Consider the following 16,224-nt stretch of genomic DNA (forward strand, 5'->3'; position numbering starts at 1 on the left):
CGCTCTCGACTATCTTTACAGAAGGCCGAAGCGAGCAAGGAGACCGGGTATGTCGCGTACGGGAAAAATAATTAGCTGGATTGTCGGGATTTTTTTGTTGCTGGTGATCGTGGTGGTGATCATCATTGCGACCTTTGACTGGAACCGACTCAAACCGACCATCAATCAAAAAGTGTCGACTGAATTGAATCGTCCGTTCGCCATTCGCGGTGACCTGGGCGTGGCGTGGGAACGCAACCGGGATGAACCTGGCTGGCGCAATTGGGTGCCATGGCCGCACGTTCATGCCGACGATATTCTGCTGGGCAATCCGCCCGAAATTCCTGATGTCACCATGGTGCATCTGCAACGCGTGGATGCCACGCTGGCCCCGCTGGCGCTGTTGGGCAAAGAAGTTTATATCCCGTGGATAAAGCTGACGCAGCCGGATGCCAGGCTGATCCAGACCGCGGATAAAAAGAATAACTGGACCTTCAATCTGGCCGGCAGTGACAACCCGGACCCGAATCAGCCGCCGTCTGCGTGGACCTTCCGCCTCGACAACATCATGTTTGACCGCGGACAGATCGCCTACCGGGATGCCATCAACAAAGCCGATGTGCAGGTCACCGTTGATCCGCTCGGCAAGCCGGTGCCTTACGTTCAGGTGGCGGGCAGCAAGGATGATAAGAGCCAGAAGGGCGCGTCTGATTACGTGTTTGGCTGGAAGGCTTCCGGTACTTACAACAACGAGAAGCTGACCGGCGACGGTAAAATCGGCGGCATGCTGTCGCTGCGCAGTAAAACCAATCCTTTCCCACTGCAGGCCGACGTGCGCAACGGCACCACGCGCGTGCAGGTGGCCGGGACGCTGCAGGATCCGCTTAACCTTGGCGGGCTGGATATCCGGCTGCGCTTCGCCGGTGACACGCTGGCCAATCTCTACGGCCTGACCGGCATTCTGCTGCCGGATACGCCGCCATATGAAACCGATGGACATCTGATCGCCCGCTTCCAGCAGAAGGGTGGCCCGGTATTCCGTTATGAAAATTTCAACGGCCATATTGGCGACAGCGATATTCACGGCTCCATGACCTACACCCAGGGCAAACCGCGTCCAAAACTGGAAGGTTCGCTGGAATCGAAACAGCTGAGAATGGCCGATTTAGGGCCGCTGATTGGCGTGAATTCGGGTAAAGGCAGCGAGAAAACCGAGCAGGCGAAAGCCAAACGGGGCGATGCCACCACTCAGCCGGCGGATCGCGTGTTGCCACACGATAAGTTCGATACCAAAAGCTGGGGCGCGATGGACGCTGACGTGAAGTTCAGCGGCAAGAAAATTGAGCACAGTAACTCGCTGCCGCTCAGCGATCTGTACACCCATCTGGTGCTGAAAAACGGCGATATCCTGCTGGATCCGCTGCGCTTTGGCATGGCCGGCGGCAATCTCAACTCCACCATTCATCTTGAAGGTGACCGCACGCCGATGCGCGCGCGGGCCGATCTGCATGCCCGTAACCTGAAGCTGAAGCAGCTGTTCCCGAACGTCTCCGCCATGCAAAGCAGTATGGGGCAGATGAACGGCGACGCCACGCTGAGCGGAAACGGTAACTCGGTGGCCGATATTCTGGCGACCAGCAACGGCGAGCTGAAGATGCTGATGAATGACGGGGTGATCAGCCGCAGCCTGATGGAGATTGTCGGTCTGAACGTCGGTAACTACGTGGTCGGCAAGCTGTTTGGCGACGATGAAGTGCGGATCAACTGTGCCGCAGCCGACCTCAACGTCACTAACGGCTTAGCCTCAACCCGACTGTTCGTCTTCGATACCGAGAACGCGGTGATTAACATCTCCGGCACCACCAACTTCGCCAACGAGCGGATGGATTTGTCGATCGATCCTGAGAGCAAGGGCATCCGTATCATCACCCTACGCTCGCCGCTGTATGTGAAGGGCACCTTCAAGAATCCGAATGCGGGCGTGAAAGCCGGTCCGCTGATTGCGCGGGGTGCGGCAGCGGTGGCTCTCGGTGCGGTCGTGGCGCCCGCCGCCGCGCTGCTGGCACTGATTTCACCCAGCGACAACGAGCAGAATCAGTGTACCAACGTGCTGCAACAGATGAAGAGCAAGAAATAATCCCCGGCGGGGATGGGCGCAGCGCCCGTTCCCGCAGCGGATTTCAGCACGAAAAAAACCGGCCAGGGCCGGTTTTTTATTGCCTGAACAAGGCTTAGTCGTACAGCGATTCGTGGCGGGTTTCTTTGCTGGCCAACAGCGCAATCAGCGTCAGGCAGGCCATCGAGGCCAGATAGATGCCGACGTAGAACAGACCGTAGGTGTGCGCTAACCAGGTGGCGATGTAGGGTGCGACAGACGCCCCAAGGATCGACGACAGGTTATAGGAGAACGAGGCACCGGTATAACGCACTTCCGTCGGGAACAGCTCCGGCAGCAGGGCACCCATCGGGCCGAAGGTCAGCCCCATGATGCTCAGGCCGCACAGCAGGAAGGCCATCACCATTAGCTGATTCCCTGACCCTAACATGCTCGGGAAAATCAGCGAGAAGGCGATAATCATCAGGGTAATGACGATCATGGTTTTGCGGCGACCGAAGCGGTCTGCCAGCAGGCCGGCAATCGGCACCATCACACCAAAACCAATGACCGCCAGCATCAGCATCCACAGCATGGTATTGCGTGGGAAGCCAAGACCGCCCGGTGCCGGCGTGGTGCCGTAGGTCATTGAATACACGGTCATGATATAGAACAGCGTGTAGGTCGCCAGCATGATAAAGGTGCCGATAATCGTCGCCTTCAGGTGCTTAGACAGCAGCGTGCCAATCGGGATTTTGACCTGCTTCTTCTCTTTCTTCACCTTGGCAAAGACCGGCGATTCGTGCAGCGACAGGCGCACGTACAGCCCAACCAGCACCAGCACCGCAGAGAGGACAAACGGCACGCGCCAGCCCCACTGCATAAACTGATCGTCGGTCAGCAGCCAGGAGAGCAGCAGGAAGGTGCCGTTGGCAAAGAAGAAGCCAATCGGCGCGCCGAGCTGCGGGAAGGAGCCGTACAGGGCACGCTTCTTCGCCGGGGCATTTTCCGTTGCCAACAGCGCCGCGCCACCCCATTCCCCACCGAGGCCCAGACCCTGACCGAAGCGCGCCAGCGCCAGCAGCAGTGGCGCAAAGACGCCGATGGTTTCATAGCCTGGCAGCAGGCCGATCACCACGGTTGAAATCCCCATGGTCAGCAGCGATGCGACCAGCGTGGCTTTACGGCCAACGCGGTCACCGAAGTGGCCAAACACCGCCGAGCCAATCGGGCGCGCGACAAAGGCGATGGCGAAGGTGGCCAGCGACTGTAGCGTGGCGACCGTGGCATCACCCTGTGGGAAGAAGATATGCGGGAAAACGATGACCGCAGCGGTAGCATAAATATAGAAATCGAAAAATTCGATAGCGGTGCCGACCAGCGAAGCGACCATCACTTTACCGCGGGAATTTACGGGCGTGATGTCGTTTTCGGCGTCGAGCGTTGGGGCGATGGAGGCTTGCATAGCAGTTTCTTATTTGTAAAACATGTTAAAGAATCTTACGCACAGCGGAGACGGCATTCAATGGCGAAAACCGCGCCACGACGGGCTTGCGGCGGGGAAAAGAGGATTATGCGTGTCAGAGGATAATTGCCGGGCGATGGCAACGCCAAACGCCGGTTTGCTGGCAATAAACACCAGCAAACGGCCAATAAAAAGTGGTGGGTTAGCGTTAAATGCTGGCTTTTGCGCAACTTTTGCCCAGCAAACCAGATTTATGACTGACTTTACCCCCTGCGACGGACGACGTTAACCCCGACACGGCGTGTTACAGAACGTGTCGAAGCGCATGGCGAGAGTCTTATTTGATCGTCGCGTTTACCTGCTCAAGCATCCAGGGATAAAACGGATTCGATGACTGGCGCATCAGCGAATCCAGGCTGACGATTAGCACCGAGCGTTCCCCGCGCGGCGTCATCGAGCCGAAGCTGACGCCGAATTCATTGGGCGGTATCGGCGTGCGCCCGTACAGGGAATCGGTTAACGGGAAGGGCAGCGCCACATGGGACAGCGAATAAACGTCTGCCGGGTAACGCAACCCCAGCGGCGTGACCAGGGTCGCGGTGCTGCCGGCAGGGGTGGTTTTTGCCACTTCCGTATCGCTTCCGGCAGAAGCGTTGGTGACCAGGGTCGCGGTGTAGGCCCGTGGCGCGGGAGGTAACAGATGTTCTGCCGCATGGCGGGCGCTGCTGCGCATCAGCGGGGAGAGCGGCACCGACTGATTGATATCAAACAGCACCAGCTCGCTGCCGTTGGCCGGCAGCAGATTGTATAAGGCTCTGACCACCGCAGGCGTGCTGACCGTGGCATCCGCCACCGACTGGAAGGTCAGCACCGGCGGCAGTTTAGCCAACCGCTGGCTGGCCTGTTCACGATGCAGCTGGCTCTGCAGGGCGCTGGTAAGCAGCCAGGACTGGCGTGCCGCTTTTACCGGGAATGAGTTGTATTTGAACGGGTTAAACTCCGGCAGGATGCTCAGCCACGCCGATCGGGCAAATGCCGGGAAGATCGACGGGATCCCCGCCAGCCCGGCATAACGGGCGTAGCTGCTGACGCCAATCATCGGCGAGATCAGGATCAGCCGGTCGGGTGCCGGCAGGGTCGGATCGTCCAGCGCATCCAGCGCATATTTCATTGCCAGCGCGCCGCCGTTGGAGAAGCCGACGATATGCAGCGGCGCACCGGGGGGAATGCGTTTTTTCGCTTCCCGCACGGCCAGCCGGGTTGCCGCCATCCAGTCCTGCCACACCACGCTGGTCAGCGCCGCCGGCACCGTGCCGTGGCCGGGTAAGCGGATCCCCAACGCGATATAGCTATGCTGCTGATAGTCCTGAGCGATATGGCGCAGGCTGTAGGGTGAGTCGGTCAGGCCATGCAGCAACACCACTGCGCCACGCGGCGTGCCGGTCGGCATCATGATGTAGGAGCGGTTCCAGTCGGTGGAAAAGTGTTCCGGATTGACCGGGCTGCGCTCCGCATAGCGGTTATAGGTTTCCGGATTGTCGTCCTGCAGCCTGTCGCTGACGTTAATTTTGATGCCGTCGAACAGGTTCTGCTCATTCTTCAGATAGCCCGCCCAGTCGCTGTTATCCATCTGACTGTCGCTCAGCTCCTGCGGTACCCAGGTGTGCCACAGCTGCAAATCTGGCCCGCGTTCCGTTAGCGCCACGCGCAGCCCCAGCAGCACGATCGATACAATGACCACCAGTGTCGCCACGCGTTTAAACCAGATTTTAGTCCGTTGAAGCATTGTCATCCTGTCCTTCTGCCCGAGTCTCCGCTGCAAGTATAGAGCGGATCGGCCTGGGAATGAGACTGGGTTTAAGCAATGTCTTAATGGGAATTTCGCCGCTGTTGATTAATGGTTTAAGAAAAAAACAGCGATTAATCACCGTAAGTTACCATTTATCTTTATGATTTTATTTGGTATTTTTATTTTTCGATCGCAAAATGGTGCTAAATTTTGCGGTTTACTTCGGTCCTGACCCGGCCTATAGTGACGGCGATTCACACAACGGAGCCCAAAATTGGACAGTCACCCCTTAAGTAACATCTTAATCTGGTAAGCCAACTCCTTTGTTTGCTTGCCGAAAAACGGCGGGCAATGTTTCACCTCCTTTCAAGGTCGTCGCATCCCCCCTGACTTATCGTAATCAGGTCCAGTGAATACTGGGCGCGGAAGGCTATGCGTTTGATCCCCGATCTTCTGCAGTGCCGCTAAACACACTTTTTCTGATAAAGGATTTTCTGATGAAAGAACCTCCGACCAGCGATGGGCGAAGGCGGCTGCACGGCAGAAGGGGGATAAACACGCACTGATCGTCCCTTCTTCACGCTGTCCTGCCCTCGTCCCGATCCGTACACATTCTGATTAATCCTCATGCGCAGGAGAGATTCCCCGCGCCTGAACAAAAAAAAGAAAGGATCTGGCAGATGAAAATGAACAATGCCAACTTAAACCTTGCCCGCGATCTGGCCATCGCCAGCGCCGCAAAACAGAGCCTGGACAGCACGCTGGCCAGAATGCATACCCAGCGTCAGGGCCTGACCCAGGAAGAGGCCGCCGAGCGCCTCGCCCATTACGGCAAAAACCAGGTGGCGAACGAGAAGGCACCCCATGCCCTTCGCCAGCTTTTTCAGGCGTTTAACAATCCCTTTATCTGGGTGCTGATGGTGCTGGCCGGCATCAGCTTTGTCACCGATTACATTTTGCCGCAGCGCAAAGGTGAGGAAACCGATCTGACCGGCGTGCTGATCATGCTGATGATGGTGATGCTGAGCGGGCTGCTGCGTTTCTGGCAGGAATACCGCACCAATAAAGCCGCCGAAGCGTTGAAGTCAATGGTGCGTACCACCGCGACGGTGATCCGCCGCAGCAGCGCCTCGGCGCAGCCGGTCAGAAGTGAAATTGCCCTGCATGATGTGGTGCCAGGCGACATTATCTTCCTGTCGGCGGGCGACATGATCCCGGCTGACGTGCGGCTGCTCTCCTCCCGCGACCTGTTTGTCAGCCAGGCGGCGCTCAGCGGGGAGGCCATTCCGATTGAGAAATATGACGCGATGGCCAACATCGCCGAGAAAACCGCGGCCGGCAGTAGCGATGATGCCGACCTGCTGTCGATGCCCGGCATCTGCCTGATGGGCACCAACGTCGCCAGCGGCACCGCAACCGCCGTGGTGGTGGCGACCGGTGGCGAAACCTGGTTTGGCTCGCTGGCGAAATCAGTGGTGGGTAGCCGTCCGCAAACGGCGTTCGACCGTGGCGTCAACAGCGTCAGCTGGCTGCTGATCCGCTTTATGCTGGTGATGGTGCCGATTGTGTTGTTTATCAACGGCTTTACCAAAGGTGACTGGTCCGATGCGCTGATGTTCGCGCTGGCGGTGGCGGTGGGTCTGACCCCGGAAATGCTGCCGATGATCGTCAGCTCCAACCTGGCGAAAGGGGCGATTGCTATGTCCCGTCGCAAAGTGGTGGTGAAACGGCTGAATGCCATTCAAAACTTCGGCGCGATGGACGTGCTGTGCACCGACAAAACCGGCACGCTGACGCAAGATCGCATCATTCTGGAACAGCATCTGGATGCCCATGGCCGCAATAACGACAAGGTGCTGCAGCTGGCCTGGCTGAACAGTCGCCATCAAAGCGGCATCAAGAACCTGATGGATAAGGCCATCCTCAGCTTCAGCCAGGGAAACCAGGCGGTCGCCGGACTGTGGCGCTACCGTAAAATTGACGAGCTGCCGTTCGACTTTGAGCGTCGCCGCCTGTCGGTGGTGGTCGCCAATGAACACAATCAGCAGCAGCTGATCTGCAAAGGCGCGGTGGATGAGATGCTGGCGGTGGCCAGCTGGTGGCTGGACGGCGGCGAAAAGCGTCCGCTGGATGAAGCCGCCCGGCAACAGTGGCGTCAGCAGGCAGAAGAGTGGAATCAGCAGGGCTTCCGCGTGTTGATGCTGGGCGAACGTGAGCTGGGAGACAATCCGCTGACGCTGCCGTTGAGCAAAGCGGACGAGCGTGAGCTGACCATTTGCGGGCTGCTTACCTTCCTCGATCCGCCGAAAGAGAGTGCCGGCGAAGCGATTGCAGCGCTGCAGGAAAGTGGCGTGGCGGTGAAGGTATTGACCGGCGATAACGCGATTATTACCAGCAAAATTTGCCATGAAGTCGGCCTGAACCCGGGCGTGCCGCTGTGTGGGACCGAGATTGCCCGCCTCAGCGACGATGAGCTTTACCCGCTGGTGGAAGCACGGACGGTGTTTTGCCGCCTGACGCCGCAGCAGAAATCACGCGTGCTGCAGGCGTTGCAGTACAACGGCCACACCGTCGGCTTCCTCGGCGATGGCATCAACGATGCGCCGGCGCTGCGGGATGCGGACATCGGCATTTCGGTGGACACCGCCACGGACATCGCCAAAGAGTCCGCCGATATTATTCTGCTGGAAAAAAATCTGATGGTGCTGGAGCAGGGCGTGATTAAAGGCCGGGAAACCTTCGGCAATATCATTAAGTACCTGAACATGACCGCCAGCTCCAACTTTGGCAACGTGTTTTCAGTGTTGATCGCCAGTGCCTTTATTCCGTTTTTGCCGATGCTGGCTATTCATCTGCTGATCCAGAACCTGATGTATGACCTGTCTCAGCTGGCGCTGCCGTGGGACAAAATGGACAAGGAGTTTTTACGCAAACCGCGCAAATGGGACGCGAAAAACATTGGTCGTTTTATGCTGTGGATGGGGCCAACCTCGTCGCTGTTTGATATCACCACCTTTGTGATTATGTGGCACGTGTTCGCTGCCAACAGCGTCGAGCATCAGGCCCTGTTCCAGTCGGGTTGGTTTATTGAAGGGCTGCTGTCGCAAACGCTGGTGGTGCATATGCTGCGCACCCAGAAAATCCCGTTTATTCAAAGCCGTGCGGCGCTGCCGGTGATGATAGCGACCGGGCTGGTGATGGCGTTGGGGATCTATATTCCGTTCTCACCGCTGGGGCATGCGGTCGGTCTGGTGCCGTTGCCATGGTCGTACTTCCCATGGCTGGTCGCCACGCTCTTCGGGTACTGCGTGGTCGCGCAGGCGATGAAACGTGTCTATATCCGCCGCTTCGGCCAGTGGTTCTGAGGAGAAACGCATGAAATACGCTAACGTGGTCACCACCATCGTGCTGTTCTTCGTCGGGCTGCTGATTTTCTCCAGCGGACTGCTGATGATCCTCAGCATGTAATGCAGTCAGGGCGGATCGCCGATCCGCCCTGAATTTTTTAATCCCGTGAGACCTTCACAAACCGCAGGTAAATAAAGCGGATCACAAAATACTCAATCGCCCCCAGCAGCAAAAACCACAGGCAAAACACCAGCGTATACAGCTGGCCGATATCACTGAGATGGAACATCGCCATCAGGCGGTACGTCAGGCTCAGACCAAACCATGGCGCGGGCAACAGCAGGGCGGAGAGCATGCCCAGCATCAGGGTGCTCATCGGCATCAAAAAGGTCAGAAACGGGTTATTCATGGGGCTTCCAGTCGGGTCATCAGCGGCCATTTTCCAGCAAACTCGCTTCAGGTTCAATGCTTACACCGCCAGCGCGCGTTTCACCTCTTCCCGCATCCACTGAATAAAGCTGCTGCGCTTCTGCGAAGGGTGCAGATCCTGCCGCCAGAGCAGGTGAATCGGGCGGCGTCCATTTTGACCCGCTGAGCGAGATGACCATCACCCAGTTTGAAACCGGCAAGGTTTACCGGGTCTGGTAACGCTCAGGGGGCGGATTTGCCGATCTCCGCCCCTTTTCTAAACAAAAGATTTCTCCATTTCCTGCCCGCCTTATCCCTCATTTCTGCTGGCTATTCCCCCAACGGCTTCAGGGATGTGACCGTTAACACAGTAATTCTTTTAGCCTTTTTGATTAAAAATTTACCGCGAAATTAGCATTCGTTAAAAAGTATAGCCAAGGCTATACTCAAATCCCTGATTTTGTTGTCTTTTTTTTTGCGAAACCCCGTGATAGGATGCGCTTCTTGTTGAGCACCCGCGCTTATTTTTTCGCCGGGACCTCTGTTTTTGATGCCTGAAGGCGTCCAGGGCCCTCAAACCGGTATAACTACAATGAACATGTACGCAACAATGATTTTGGCCTTTGGCATGTCGATGGACGCGTTTGCGGCGGCCATCGGTAAAGGTGCCAGCCTGCATCGTCCCTCACTGAAAGAGGCGCTGCGCACCGGCCTGATTTTTGGCGTTATTGAAGCGCTGACCCCGCTGATTGGCTGGGCAGTGGGCATTGCGGCCAGCCGTTACGTTATGCAGTGGGATCACTGGGTGGCCTTCACGCTGCTGTTTGTACTCGGTGCCCGTATGATTTGGGAAGGGTTCCGCAAAAAAGAATCGGTCGAAGACGCGCCCCAGAGCCACAGCTTCATGTTGCTGGCCACCACTGCGGTGGCAACCAGCCTCGATGCTATGGCTGTGGGCGTTGGCCTGGCCTTCCTGCAGGTGAACATTGTCACCACCGCGCTGGCTATCGGCGCTTCCACCATGGTGATGGCATCAGCAGGTATTTTGCTGGGGCGTTTCCTGGGCCCGGTGATGGGCAAATGGGCAGAGATATTTGGTGGTGTCGTGCTGATCGGTATCGGCAGCAGCATTCTGGTTGAACATTTAGGCCTTTTTGCCTGATTTCCCTCCTCTTTCTCCCCTTGCTGTTGGCGGGCTGCGGCCCGCTTGTTTAACCTTCGTTTAAGTTCACCTTTGCATACTACCCGCCAATTTTGTGATCTGGTTCAAATTTATTTGCCTGAAAAACGCGCTTCTTGTATACTTTTTTTGCGTTTTACTAACAAAAGTTTAATCAGGTAGCCGAAATGAAAAAATTCTTTAAACGCGTGTTGCACAGCTATGTTGAAGCGTTCAAACACGTGCCGCCAGGCGCCATGTCTTAATGGTTCCGGCCAGACACCCTCGATAGCCTCGGTCAGGGACCGACCGGTGGTTATCACTTTCTTCTGTTCTTCACTGCCTTCTACTCTCCCTAAAAATCTTCTTACGCCTTCTGAACCCGTCCAGCCATCGGGCGATTTGCTGTGCCTGTCGATCGCCGCATTAAACTCTCCACACCCTGTAACGGGATGGTCTGATTTATTTCCCCCATCGCGCATTTACGCCTTACACTCATTAAGTACCGCGTTAAGGGTCACCGTGGGGCCTTATGGCCTCACTTGTTTTCGACGGATTGAACCCGACTTGTCTCAAAATAGTTGTGTGAAAAGAAGGTGTTAATAGATGGAATTTAAAGATTATTACGCCCTGCTGGAGGTTGAACCGACGGCAGATTTGAAAACCATTAAAACGTCGTACCGTCGGCTGGCGCGAAAATACCATCCCGATGTCAGCACCGAAGCCAATGCCGAAACGAAATTTAAAGAGATGGCCGAAGCTTACGAGGTTCTGAAGGACAGCGACAAGCGCGCTGAATACGACAATCTGCGCTTACACCGCGACGATCCCCGCTTCTCACAATCCGCACCGGACTTCGGTGGCGGATTTGGTCAACATTCTCAGGGTAATACCGGTGACTATTCTGACTTCTTCGAATCCATCTTTGGCCGTCAGGGCGGGGGATTCCAGGGGCAGACGCGACGTCATCCACCAAGACGAGGTCAGGATTTGGAAATGGAAGTGCCGATGTTCCTTGAAGAGACGCTGACCGGCGACAGCCGCAACGTCTCCTTCACCCTGCCAGTGCTGGATGAGTTTGGTCGCCAGACGGATGAAATAGCAAAAACCCTGAAGGTGAAAATCCCCGCCGGCGTGGTCGATGGCGAGCGTATTCGCCTGAAAGGCCAGGGCGTGGCGGGCAGCCACGGTGCGGCGAACGGCGATTTGTATCTGGTGATCCGCGTGGCGCCGCATCCGCTGTTTGAAGTCGATGGGCAGAATTTGCAGATTGTGGTGCCACTGGCTCCGTGGGAAGCCGCGCTGGGCGCGACGATTCAGGTGCCAACCTTGACCGGAAAAATTGCGCTGACCATCCCGGCGGGCAGTCAGAACGGCCAGCGAATGCGGGTCAAAGGCAAAGGCCTGGTCAGTAAAAAAGGCAGCGGCGATCTGTTTGCCATTCTGAAAGTGGTGATGCCGGGCAAAGCCGATGAGCAAACGGCCGCCCTGTGGCGTGAGATAGCGGAGAAGGCCGCCTTCGAGCCGCGCTCAGCATGGGAGAACGCATCATGAGTGAACATGTCCGCTATACCGTGATTGAGATTTGCCGTTCGGTGGATATTTCCCCCGAAGAGCTGACGGAAGTGGTGGGGCTTGGGGTGATTACCCCTCTGGAAGTGACGCCCGGCTGGATTTTCGATTATCACGCGCTGCGTAGCCTGCGCAAAGCACGACAACTGCAGGTTGAGCTTGAGCTGGAGTGGGCGGGTATTGCGATGGCGCTGACGCTGATGGAGAAGGTGGAGCATCTGGAGAAAGAGAACGCCCATCTGAAGCGCCAACTTGAGCGGCTGCTGCACACCCACTAATTTACCGGCGTGGCGAAGTGTTCAGGGTCGGTTCGCCCGACCCTGATGCGCTTTAATCCTGGCTCTGATATTCGTCCAGCGTGGCGTTCTGACAAGCTTCGGGGCTCTGCCGCGCTTCTTTTTTCTGGTTTTCATTCAGGTTCATCCAGGCGGCAATCACCGTTCTGGCTTCATCTTCATCAAACTCAGGCTTTTCCTGCGCGGAAGGCGACTGACCGCGTGCATCCAGTGCCTTCAACTTAGCAATGTAGCTGTCCACGGACCCGCTGGTTTTTTCCTGGGTCACTAACGTACACAGATTGGCGATATAGCCCTGAGCCGGATCTTCAGAGTCATCTGCGGCCTGCGCCGCGCCGGTTGCTGCCAGAATGGCGAGCAGCATTAGTGCTTTTTTCATACCTGCTCCTGGTAAAAAGGGTGAAGTTAACGCATCTTCCATCAGGCAGCCTTTAAATTGCAACTGTTTCAGCCTGCTCGCCAGTGTTGATCGGATTGATGACAGAATTTCATTCAGGCTCTTTTAAAGATTCAGGATCGCACGATGGTGGGTTTTGCCGCTCTGGTACCGTGCTTCAGCATTGGCCTGGCCCGGGCCACGGTGGGTATCGGTGCAGCATAAAGCCTGAAGCACGCGACGAAACGCTGGAGCGTATTCATTGCTTTCGCCCAGCGCGCGCCTTATGTTCCCCGCGCACCAATTGCCATTGTCGATATATATACATTGGCCTTTATGGCTGGACGGGAATAATCAGATAAAGGGGTTATTTAACCTGTTCTGGCATGGCAGAAGAGTGGTGAGTTGAAATCAACCATTTCTCGCCATTCCAGGCATAGGTAAAGGTATAACGGGCTGCCGCTTTACTGCCGTCTTTAAAGGTAAAGGTATAGGTTCCGGTATCAATCGCTTTATTACAGCCCAGACGAATATTGCGGCTATCAATATGGCCAACCGGTTTTTTCGCTAAAAACTCTTCAAAATAATGAATGCGCTCTTCGTCGCTTAAACGGACCTGATTAGAGAGCGTTGGCAGCAATACCGCGTCCGACAGGTAATTTTCTGAAACGGTTTTCGCATCGCCGGTCTGCAGCGAGGCGTTCCAGCGATCGAACATTGACGCCACTTGTTTCTCGGTCGTTTTAACACAGGCGTTATTTTCCTTGGCAAAGGCCGCAGAAGACGTCAGTACGGCAGCAATAATAAGGACGGTTATTCCAGATTTCATTTGTTTTTTCCCATGATGTTTAACTGAATGCGATTTTTAAAAATGAAAGGTAGCAACCGTTAATTAAACGAGGCATAAACCTGTGGGCGCGGGGAAAGAGGGGAAGCTTGACCTCTGATGTAGATCAATTTTAGGGGTGTTATTTAATCTAACTGGCAGGGAATAATACTTTCCGCAGTAATTATACGCAACATTATTAAAACCATGATGGTGAAATGGCAGTTTACATAATCGTGTTTTTACAGGGTAAAAAAATACCGGCAGCCACCGGATAGTGGCTGCCGGTAATGATGAAATGATTATTGCTGAATCAATTTTCTGACCCAGGCAATAATCTCGGCATCTTTACCGTGTTCAAACAGGCAATGCTGGAAGCGTTTGCCGCCCACGGCGGTTTTCACCAGTTCCGGGTCGATGGCCCGCAGCGTATCGAGGTAGTTCTCCTTGATCACCGCGCTTTTCACCTGGTTCAGAATGCCTGCGTTACGGACCTGAGGCTCTTTACGGTCAAGCGGATAGCCTTCGCCTTTGCGACCGGTGAAGGCTTTCTCAAAGATATAGCGGACGTTCAGCTCCGCGCCCCAGCCGAAGCCTTTAGCAAAAGGTAACGACAAGGCGTTGCCGTTATTGATCTGCGCAAACAGGAAGGCGTCCGCCGGATCGATACAGTAGCCGCACACCACGCCTGGATGGATGTTCAGCGACATCAGCGCGCCCTGGCCGGTGCCGCAGCCGGTGACGACAAAATCCACCGCTTTAGCATTCAACAGGATGCTGGCCATGATACCTAAGTGAATATAGGTCAGATGGTGGTCCTGATCGTCCTGCATACCGACGTTAAACACCGCATCCTTGTTGTCTTTAGCGACCGCTTCCAGTTGGGCTAATACCAGCGCATTTTTTCCCGCCTGGCTGTTTTCCATCATCAGTGCAATATTCATATTTACTCCCGTTTAAGGCTTATTCGTTCAAAAAGGGCAGAAAGGGCTAGCGTGCAAGCCAGCCGCCATCCACCGCAAGGGTGTATCCGTTAACGTAGTCAGACGCGCTGGAGGCGAGGAATACCACCGGGCCCATCAGGTCCTCCGGGGCTCCCCAGCGTCCGGCCGGAATGCGATTAAGAATGTCTTTGTTGCGCGTTGGGTCGTCGCGTAACTGCTCGGTGTTATTGGTCGTGATATAGCCGGGTGCCAGCGCGTTGACGTTGATGCCATGCTTCGCCCATTCGTTGGCCAGCTCGCGGGTCAGCCCCATCACCGCGCTCTTCGAGGCGGTATACGACGGCACGCGAACCCCGCCCTGGAAAGAGAGCAGGGACGCGATGTTGATAATTTTTCCGCCGTGGCCCTGCTTAACGAACTGACGGGCGACCAGCTGGGATAAAAAGAACAGCGTCTTGATGTTCACATTCATCACGTCGTCCCAGTCCTGCTCGCTAAAGTCCAGGGCCTCATCGCGGCGGATGATCCCGGCGTTGTTGACCAGAATATCGATCTTCCCCATTTCGCCGACCGCGCGTTCAAGCAGCGACGCCAGTTGATCCTGTTTGCCCAAATCGGCCTTCAGACTCAAAAAACGTCGACCTGTCGCCGTGACTTCCTTAGCGGTTTCTGTGGGTTCACTGCGGTTTATGGCCACGATGTCGCACCCGGCTTGCGCCAGGCCGACGGCCATACTCTTCCCCAGCCCGGTATTACATCCGGTGACCACGGCGACCTTGCCGTGGAGAGAAAAATCGTTAAGGATCATGCGGTTTTCCTTTTTTTACAGATAAACGTGCAGGTATTCCACCAGGCATAAAATCGCCATCGCCTGGCCATACGGCATCGACGTCAGCGGGACCTGGCGGTAGTAATCGAGGTTTTTGCCCATCGCGGTGCCGAAGGAAACCTGAGTCAGTTCACCCTCGGCATTGATATGCTTAATCAGTCCTTTCAGCGCCTTTTCAGCTACAGCGATGTAGCGGTCGTCGGCATAGTGGCAACGGGCGGCTTTCAGCATGCCGAAGGCAAAGCCTGCGGTGGCCGAGGCTTCCAGATAGGAGGTCGGATCGTCCAGCAGCGTGTGCCACAGGCCGCTCTCATGCTGGCAGCTCTCTAACGCCGCCAGCTGGCTGGCAAGCACCTGCTGAAGATAACGCCGGGTGGCGTCTTTCTCCGGCAGATCCAGCAGCTCAAGGAATTCCGGGATAACAATCGTCAGCCAGCTGTTGCCGCGTGCCCAACGGGCATTGGCAAAGTTGTGGTGGCCTTCAAACGTCCAGCCGTGGAACCACAAGCCGCTCTGGCGATCCATCAGATGCTGGGTATGCAGCAGGAACTGATATTTCGCCTCTTCGATGTAGTCCGGGCGGTTCAGCAACTTGCCAATCTTCGCCAGCGGCAGCACGGTCATCATCAGCGTGTCGTCCCACAGCTGCTGATGGTTTTCCTCTGCCAGCGTGATGTGTTGCAGACCGCCGCAATCGGTACGCGGCATCTTGTGCACTATCCAGTCGGCCCAGCTTTCCAGATAGGGCAACCAGCGCGGGTCTTTACTCTCTTCATAGCGGTAGGCCAGCGTCAGGAACGGGCAGACGGTGTTGACGTTGCGGGTGGTGGAACCCTCCGCAAAGCGGTCGCGAAACCAGTCATCAACGATGGCCCGCAGACGATCGTCACCGGTCTGGCGGTAGTACTGATGAATACCGTACAGCCCGATGCCGTGCGTCCACTCCCAGCCTGCCCAACCCTTGGTATCAATTACCCGTCCGTCATCCAGTCTTAACAGGAACTCGCCGGACTCATCGGTAATGTTCACCAGGTTATCCACCAACTTATTGATCAGCTGATGTAATTCTTTACTGGAGATAAAGCGGTCCGGCTGGCGGAGCAGTTCGCTGTGTTTTACGGGATAGACCAACATATTT

Annotated in this window: 14 protein-coding genes; 5 read left to right on the forward strand and 9 right to left on the reverse strand. The window is 55.9% G+C overall.

What is annotated here, in order from left to right; all coding sequences use genetic code 11:
* Nucleotides 1-49 precede the first annotated feature (49 nt).
* The gene (locus ACXKZG_RS00885) at nt 50-2,116 is read left to right on the forward strand and encodes an AsmA family protein (RefSeq protein WP_488875571.1); all 2,067 of its coding nucleotides are present in this window, start codon (nt 50-52) and stop codon (nt 2,114-2,116) included.
* A gap of 94 nt (nt 2,117-2,210) precedes the next feature.
* On the opposite strand, the gene ACXKZG_RS00890 is transcribed toward ACXKZG_RS00885, so the two are convergent.
* Nucleotides 2,211-3,539: an MFS transporter gene (locus tag ACXKZG_RS00890; protein WP_206404266.1), complete on the reverse strand. Its 1,329-nt coding sequence runs from the start codon at nt 3,537-3,539 to the stop codon at nt 2,211-2,213.
* A 337-nt stretch (nt 3,540-3,876) separates the two neighbouring features.
* Nucleotides 3,877-5,325 carry an alpha/beta hydrolase gene (locus tag ACXKZG_RS00895; RefSeq protein WP_488875572.1) on the reverse strand — a complete coding sequence of 483 codons (1,449 nt, stop codon included), beginning with the start codon at nt 5,323-5,325 and terminating at the stop codon, nt 3,877-3,879.
* A 683-nt stretch (nt 5,326-6,008) separates the two neighbouring features.
* Between ACXKZG_RS00895 and mgtA the strand changes: the two genes are divergently transcribed.
* Nucleotides 6,009-8,693, forward strand: a complete 2,685-nt coding sequence (gene mgtA / locus ACXKZG_RS00900; protein WP_488875573.1) for a magnesium-translocating P-type ATPase — start codon at nt 6,009-6,011, stop codon at nt 8,691-8,693.
* Between the two features lie 140 nt (nt 8,694-8,833).
* Here the strand turns inward: mgtA and ACXKZG_RS00905 are convergent, their stop codons facing one another.
* Nucleotides 8,834-9,085 (reverse strand): DUF1158 family protein, encoded by a 252-nt coding sequence (locus ACXKZG_RS00905; RefSeq protein WP_013204380.1) that lies wholly within the window; start codon nt 9,083-9,085, stop codon nt 8,834-8,836.
* Between the two features lie 591 nt (nt 9,086-9,676).
* On the opposite strand from ACXKZG_RS00905, the gene mntP reads away from it, so the two are divergent.
* Nucleotides 9,677-10,246, forward strand: a complete 570-nt coding sequence (mntP, locus tag ACXKZG_RS00910; protein WP_013204378.1) for a manganese efflux pump MntP — start codon at nt 9,677-9,679, stop codon at nt 10,244-10,246.
* Nucleotides 10,247-10,356: 110 nt separating this feature from the next.
* Here mntP and ACXKZG_RS00915 read toward each other — a convergent pair whose 3' ends face one another.
* Nucleotides 10,357-10,725 (reverse strand): hypothetical protein, encoded by a 369-nt coding sequence (locus tag ACXKZG_RS00915; protein WP_241199790.1) that lies wholly within the window; start codon nt 10,723-10,725, stop codon nt 10,357-10,359.
* Between the two features lie 124 nt (nt 10,726-10,849).
* On the opposite strand from ACXKZG_RS00915, the gene cbpA reads away from it, so the two are divergent.
* Both cbpA and ACXKZG_RS00925 read left to right on the forward strand, forming a co-directional pair.
* Nucleotides 10,850-11,797, forward strand: coding sequence for a curved DNA-binding protein (gene cbpA / locus ACXKZG_RS00920; protein ID WP_346596108.1), 948 nt, complete (start codon nt 10,850-10,852; stop codon nt 11,795-11,797).
* Nucleotides 11,794-12,093 carry a chaperone modulator CbpM gene (locus ACXKZG_RS00925; RefSeq protein WP_013204375.1) on the forward strand — a complete coding sequence of 100 codons (300 nt, stop codon included), beginning with the start codon at nt 11,794-11,796 and terminating at the stop codon, nt 12,091-12,093. Before cbpA ends, ACXKZG_RS00925 begins: the two co-directional genes overlap by 4 nt.
* 52 nt (nt 12,094-12,145) lie before the next feature.
* Here ACXKZG_RS00925 and ACXKZG_RS00930 read toward each other — a convergent pair whose 3' ends face one another.
* From ACXKZG_RS00930 to bglB, 5 genes are all read right to left on the reverse strand, one after another.
* Nucleotides 12,146-12,490 carry a hypothetical protein gene (locus ACXKZG_RS00930; RefSeq protein ID WP_041692155.1) on the reverse strand — a complete coding sequence of 115 codons (345 nt, stop codon included), beginning with the start codon at nt 12,488-12,490 and terminating at the stop codon, nt 12,146-12,148.
* Between the two features lie 364 nt (nt 12,491-12,854).
* On the reverse strand, nt 12,855-13,316 hold the full coding sequence (locus ACXKZG_RS00935; protein WP_013204373.1) for an SgcJ/EcaC family oxidoreductase: 462 nt from the start codon (nt 13,314-13,316) through the stop codon (nt 12,855-12,857).
* Between the two features lie 299 nt (nt 13,317-13,615).
* Entirely contained in the window at nt 13,616-14,257 is a 642-nt protein-coding gene (locus ACXKZG_RS00940; RefSeq protein ID WP_053141328.1) for an RpiB/LacA/LacB family sugar-phosphate isomerase, read from the reverse strand.
* A 46-nt stretch (nt 14,258-14,303) separates the two neighbouring features.
* Entirely contained in the window at nt 14,304-15,065 is a 762-nt protein-coding gene (gene kduD / locus ACXKZG_RS00945; RefSeq protein WP_151036311.1) for a 2-dehydro-3-deoxy-D-gluconate 5-dehydrogenase KduD, read from the reverse strand.
* 15 nt (nt 15,066-15,080) lie between these two features.
* Nucleotides 15,081-16,220 carry a beta-galactosidase BglB gene (bglB, locus tag ACXKZG_RS00950; protein ID WP_105760438.1) on the reverse strand — a complete coding sequence of 380 codons (1,140 nt, stop codon included), beginning with the start codon at nt 16,218-16,220 and terminating at the stop codon, nt 15,081-15,083.
* Nucleotides 16,221-16,224 lie beyond the last annotated feature (4 nt).

It is taken from the genome of Erwinia sp. 2186, from assembly GCF_057812255.1.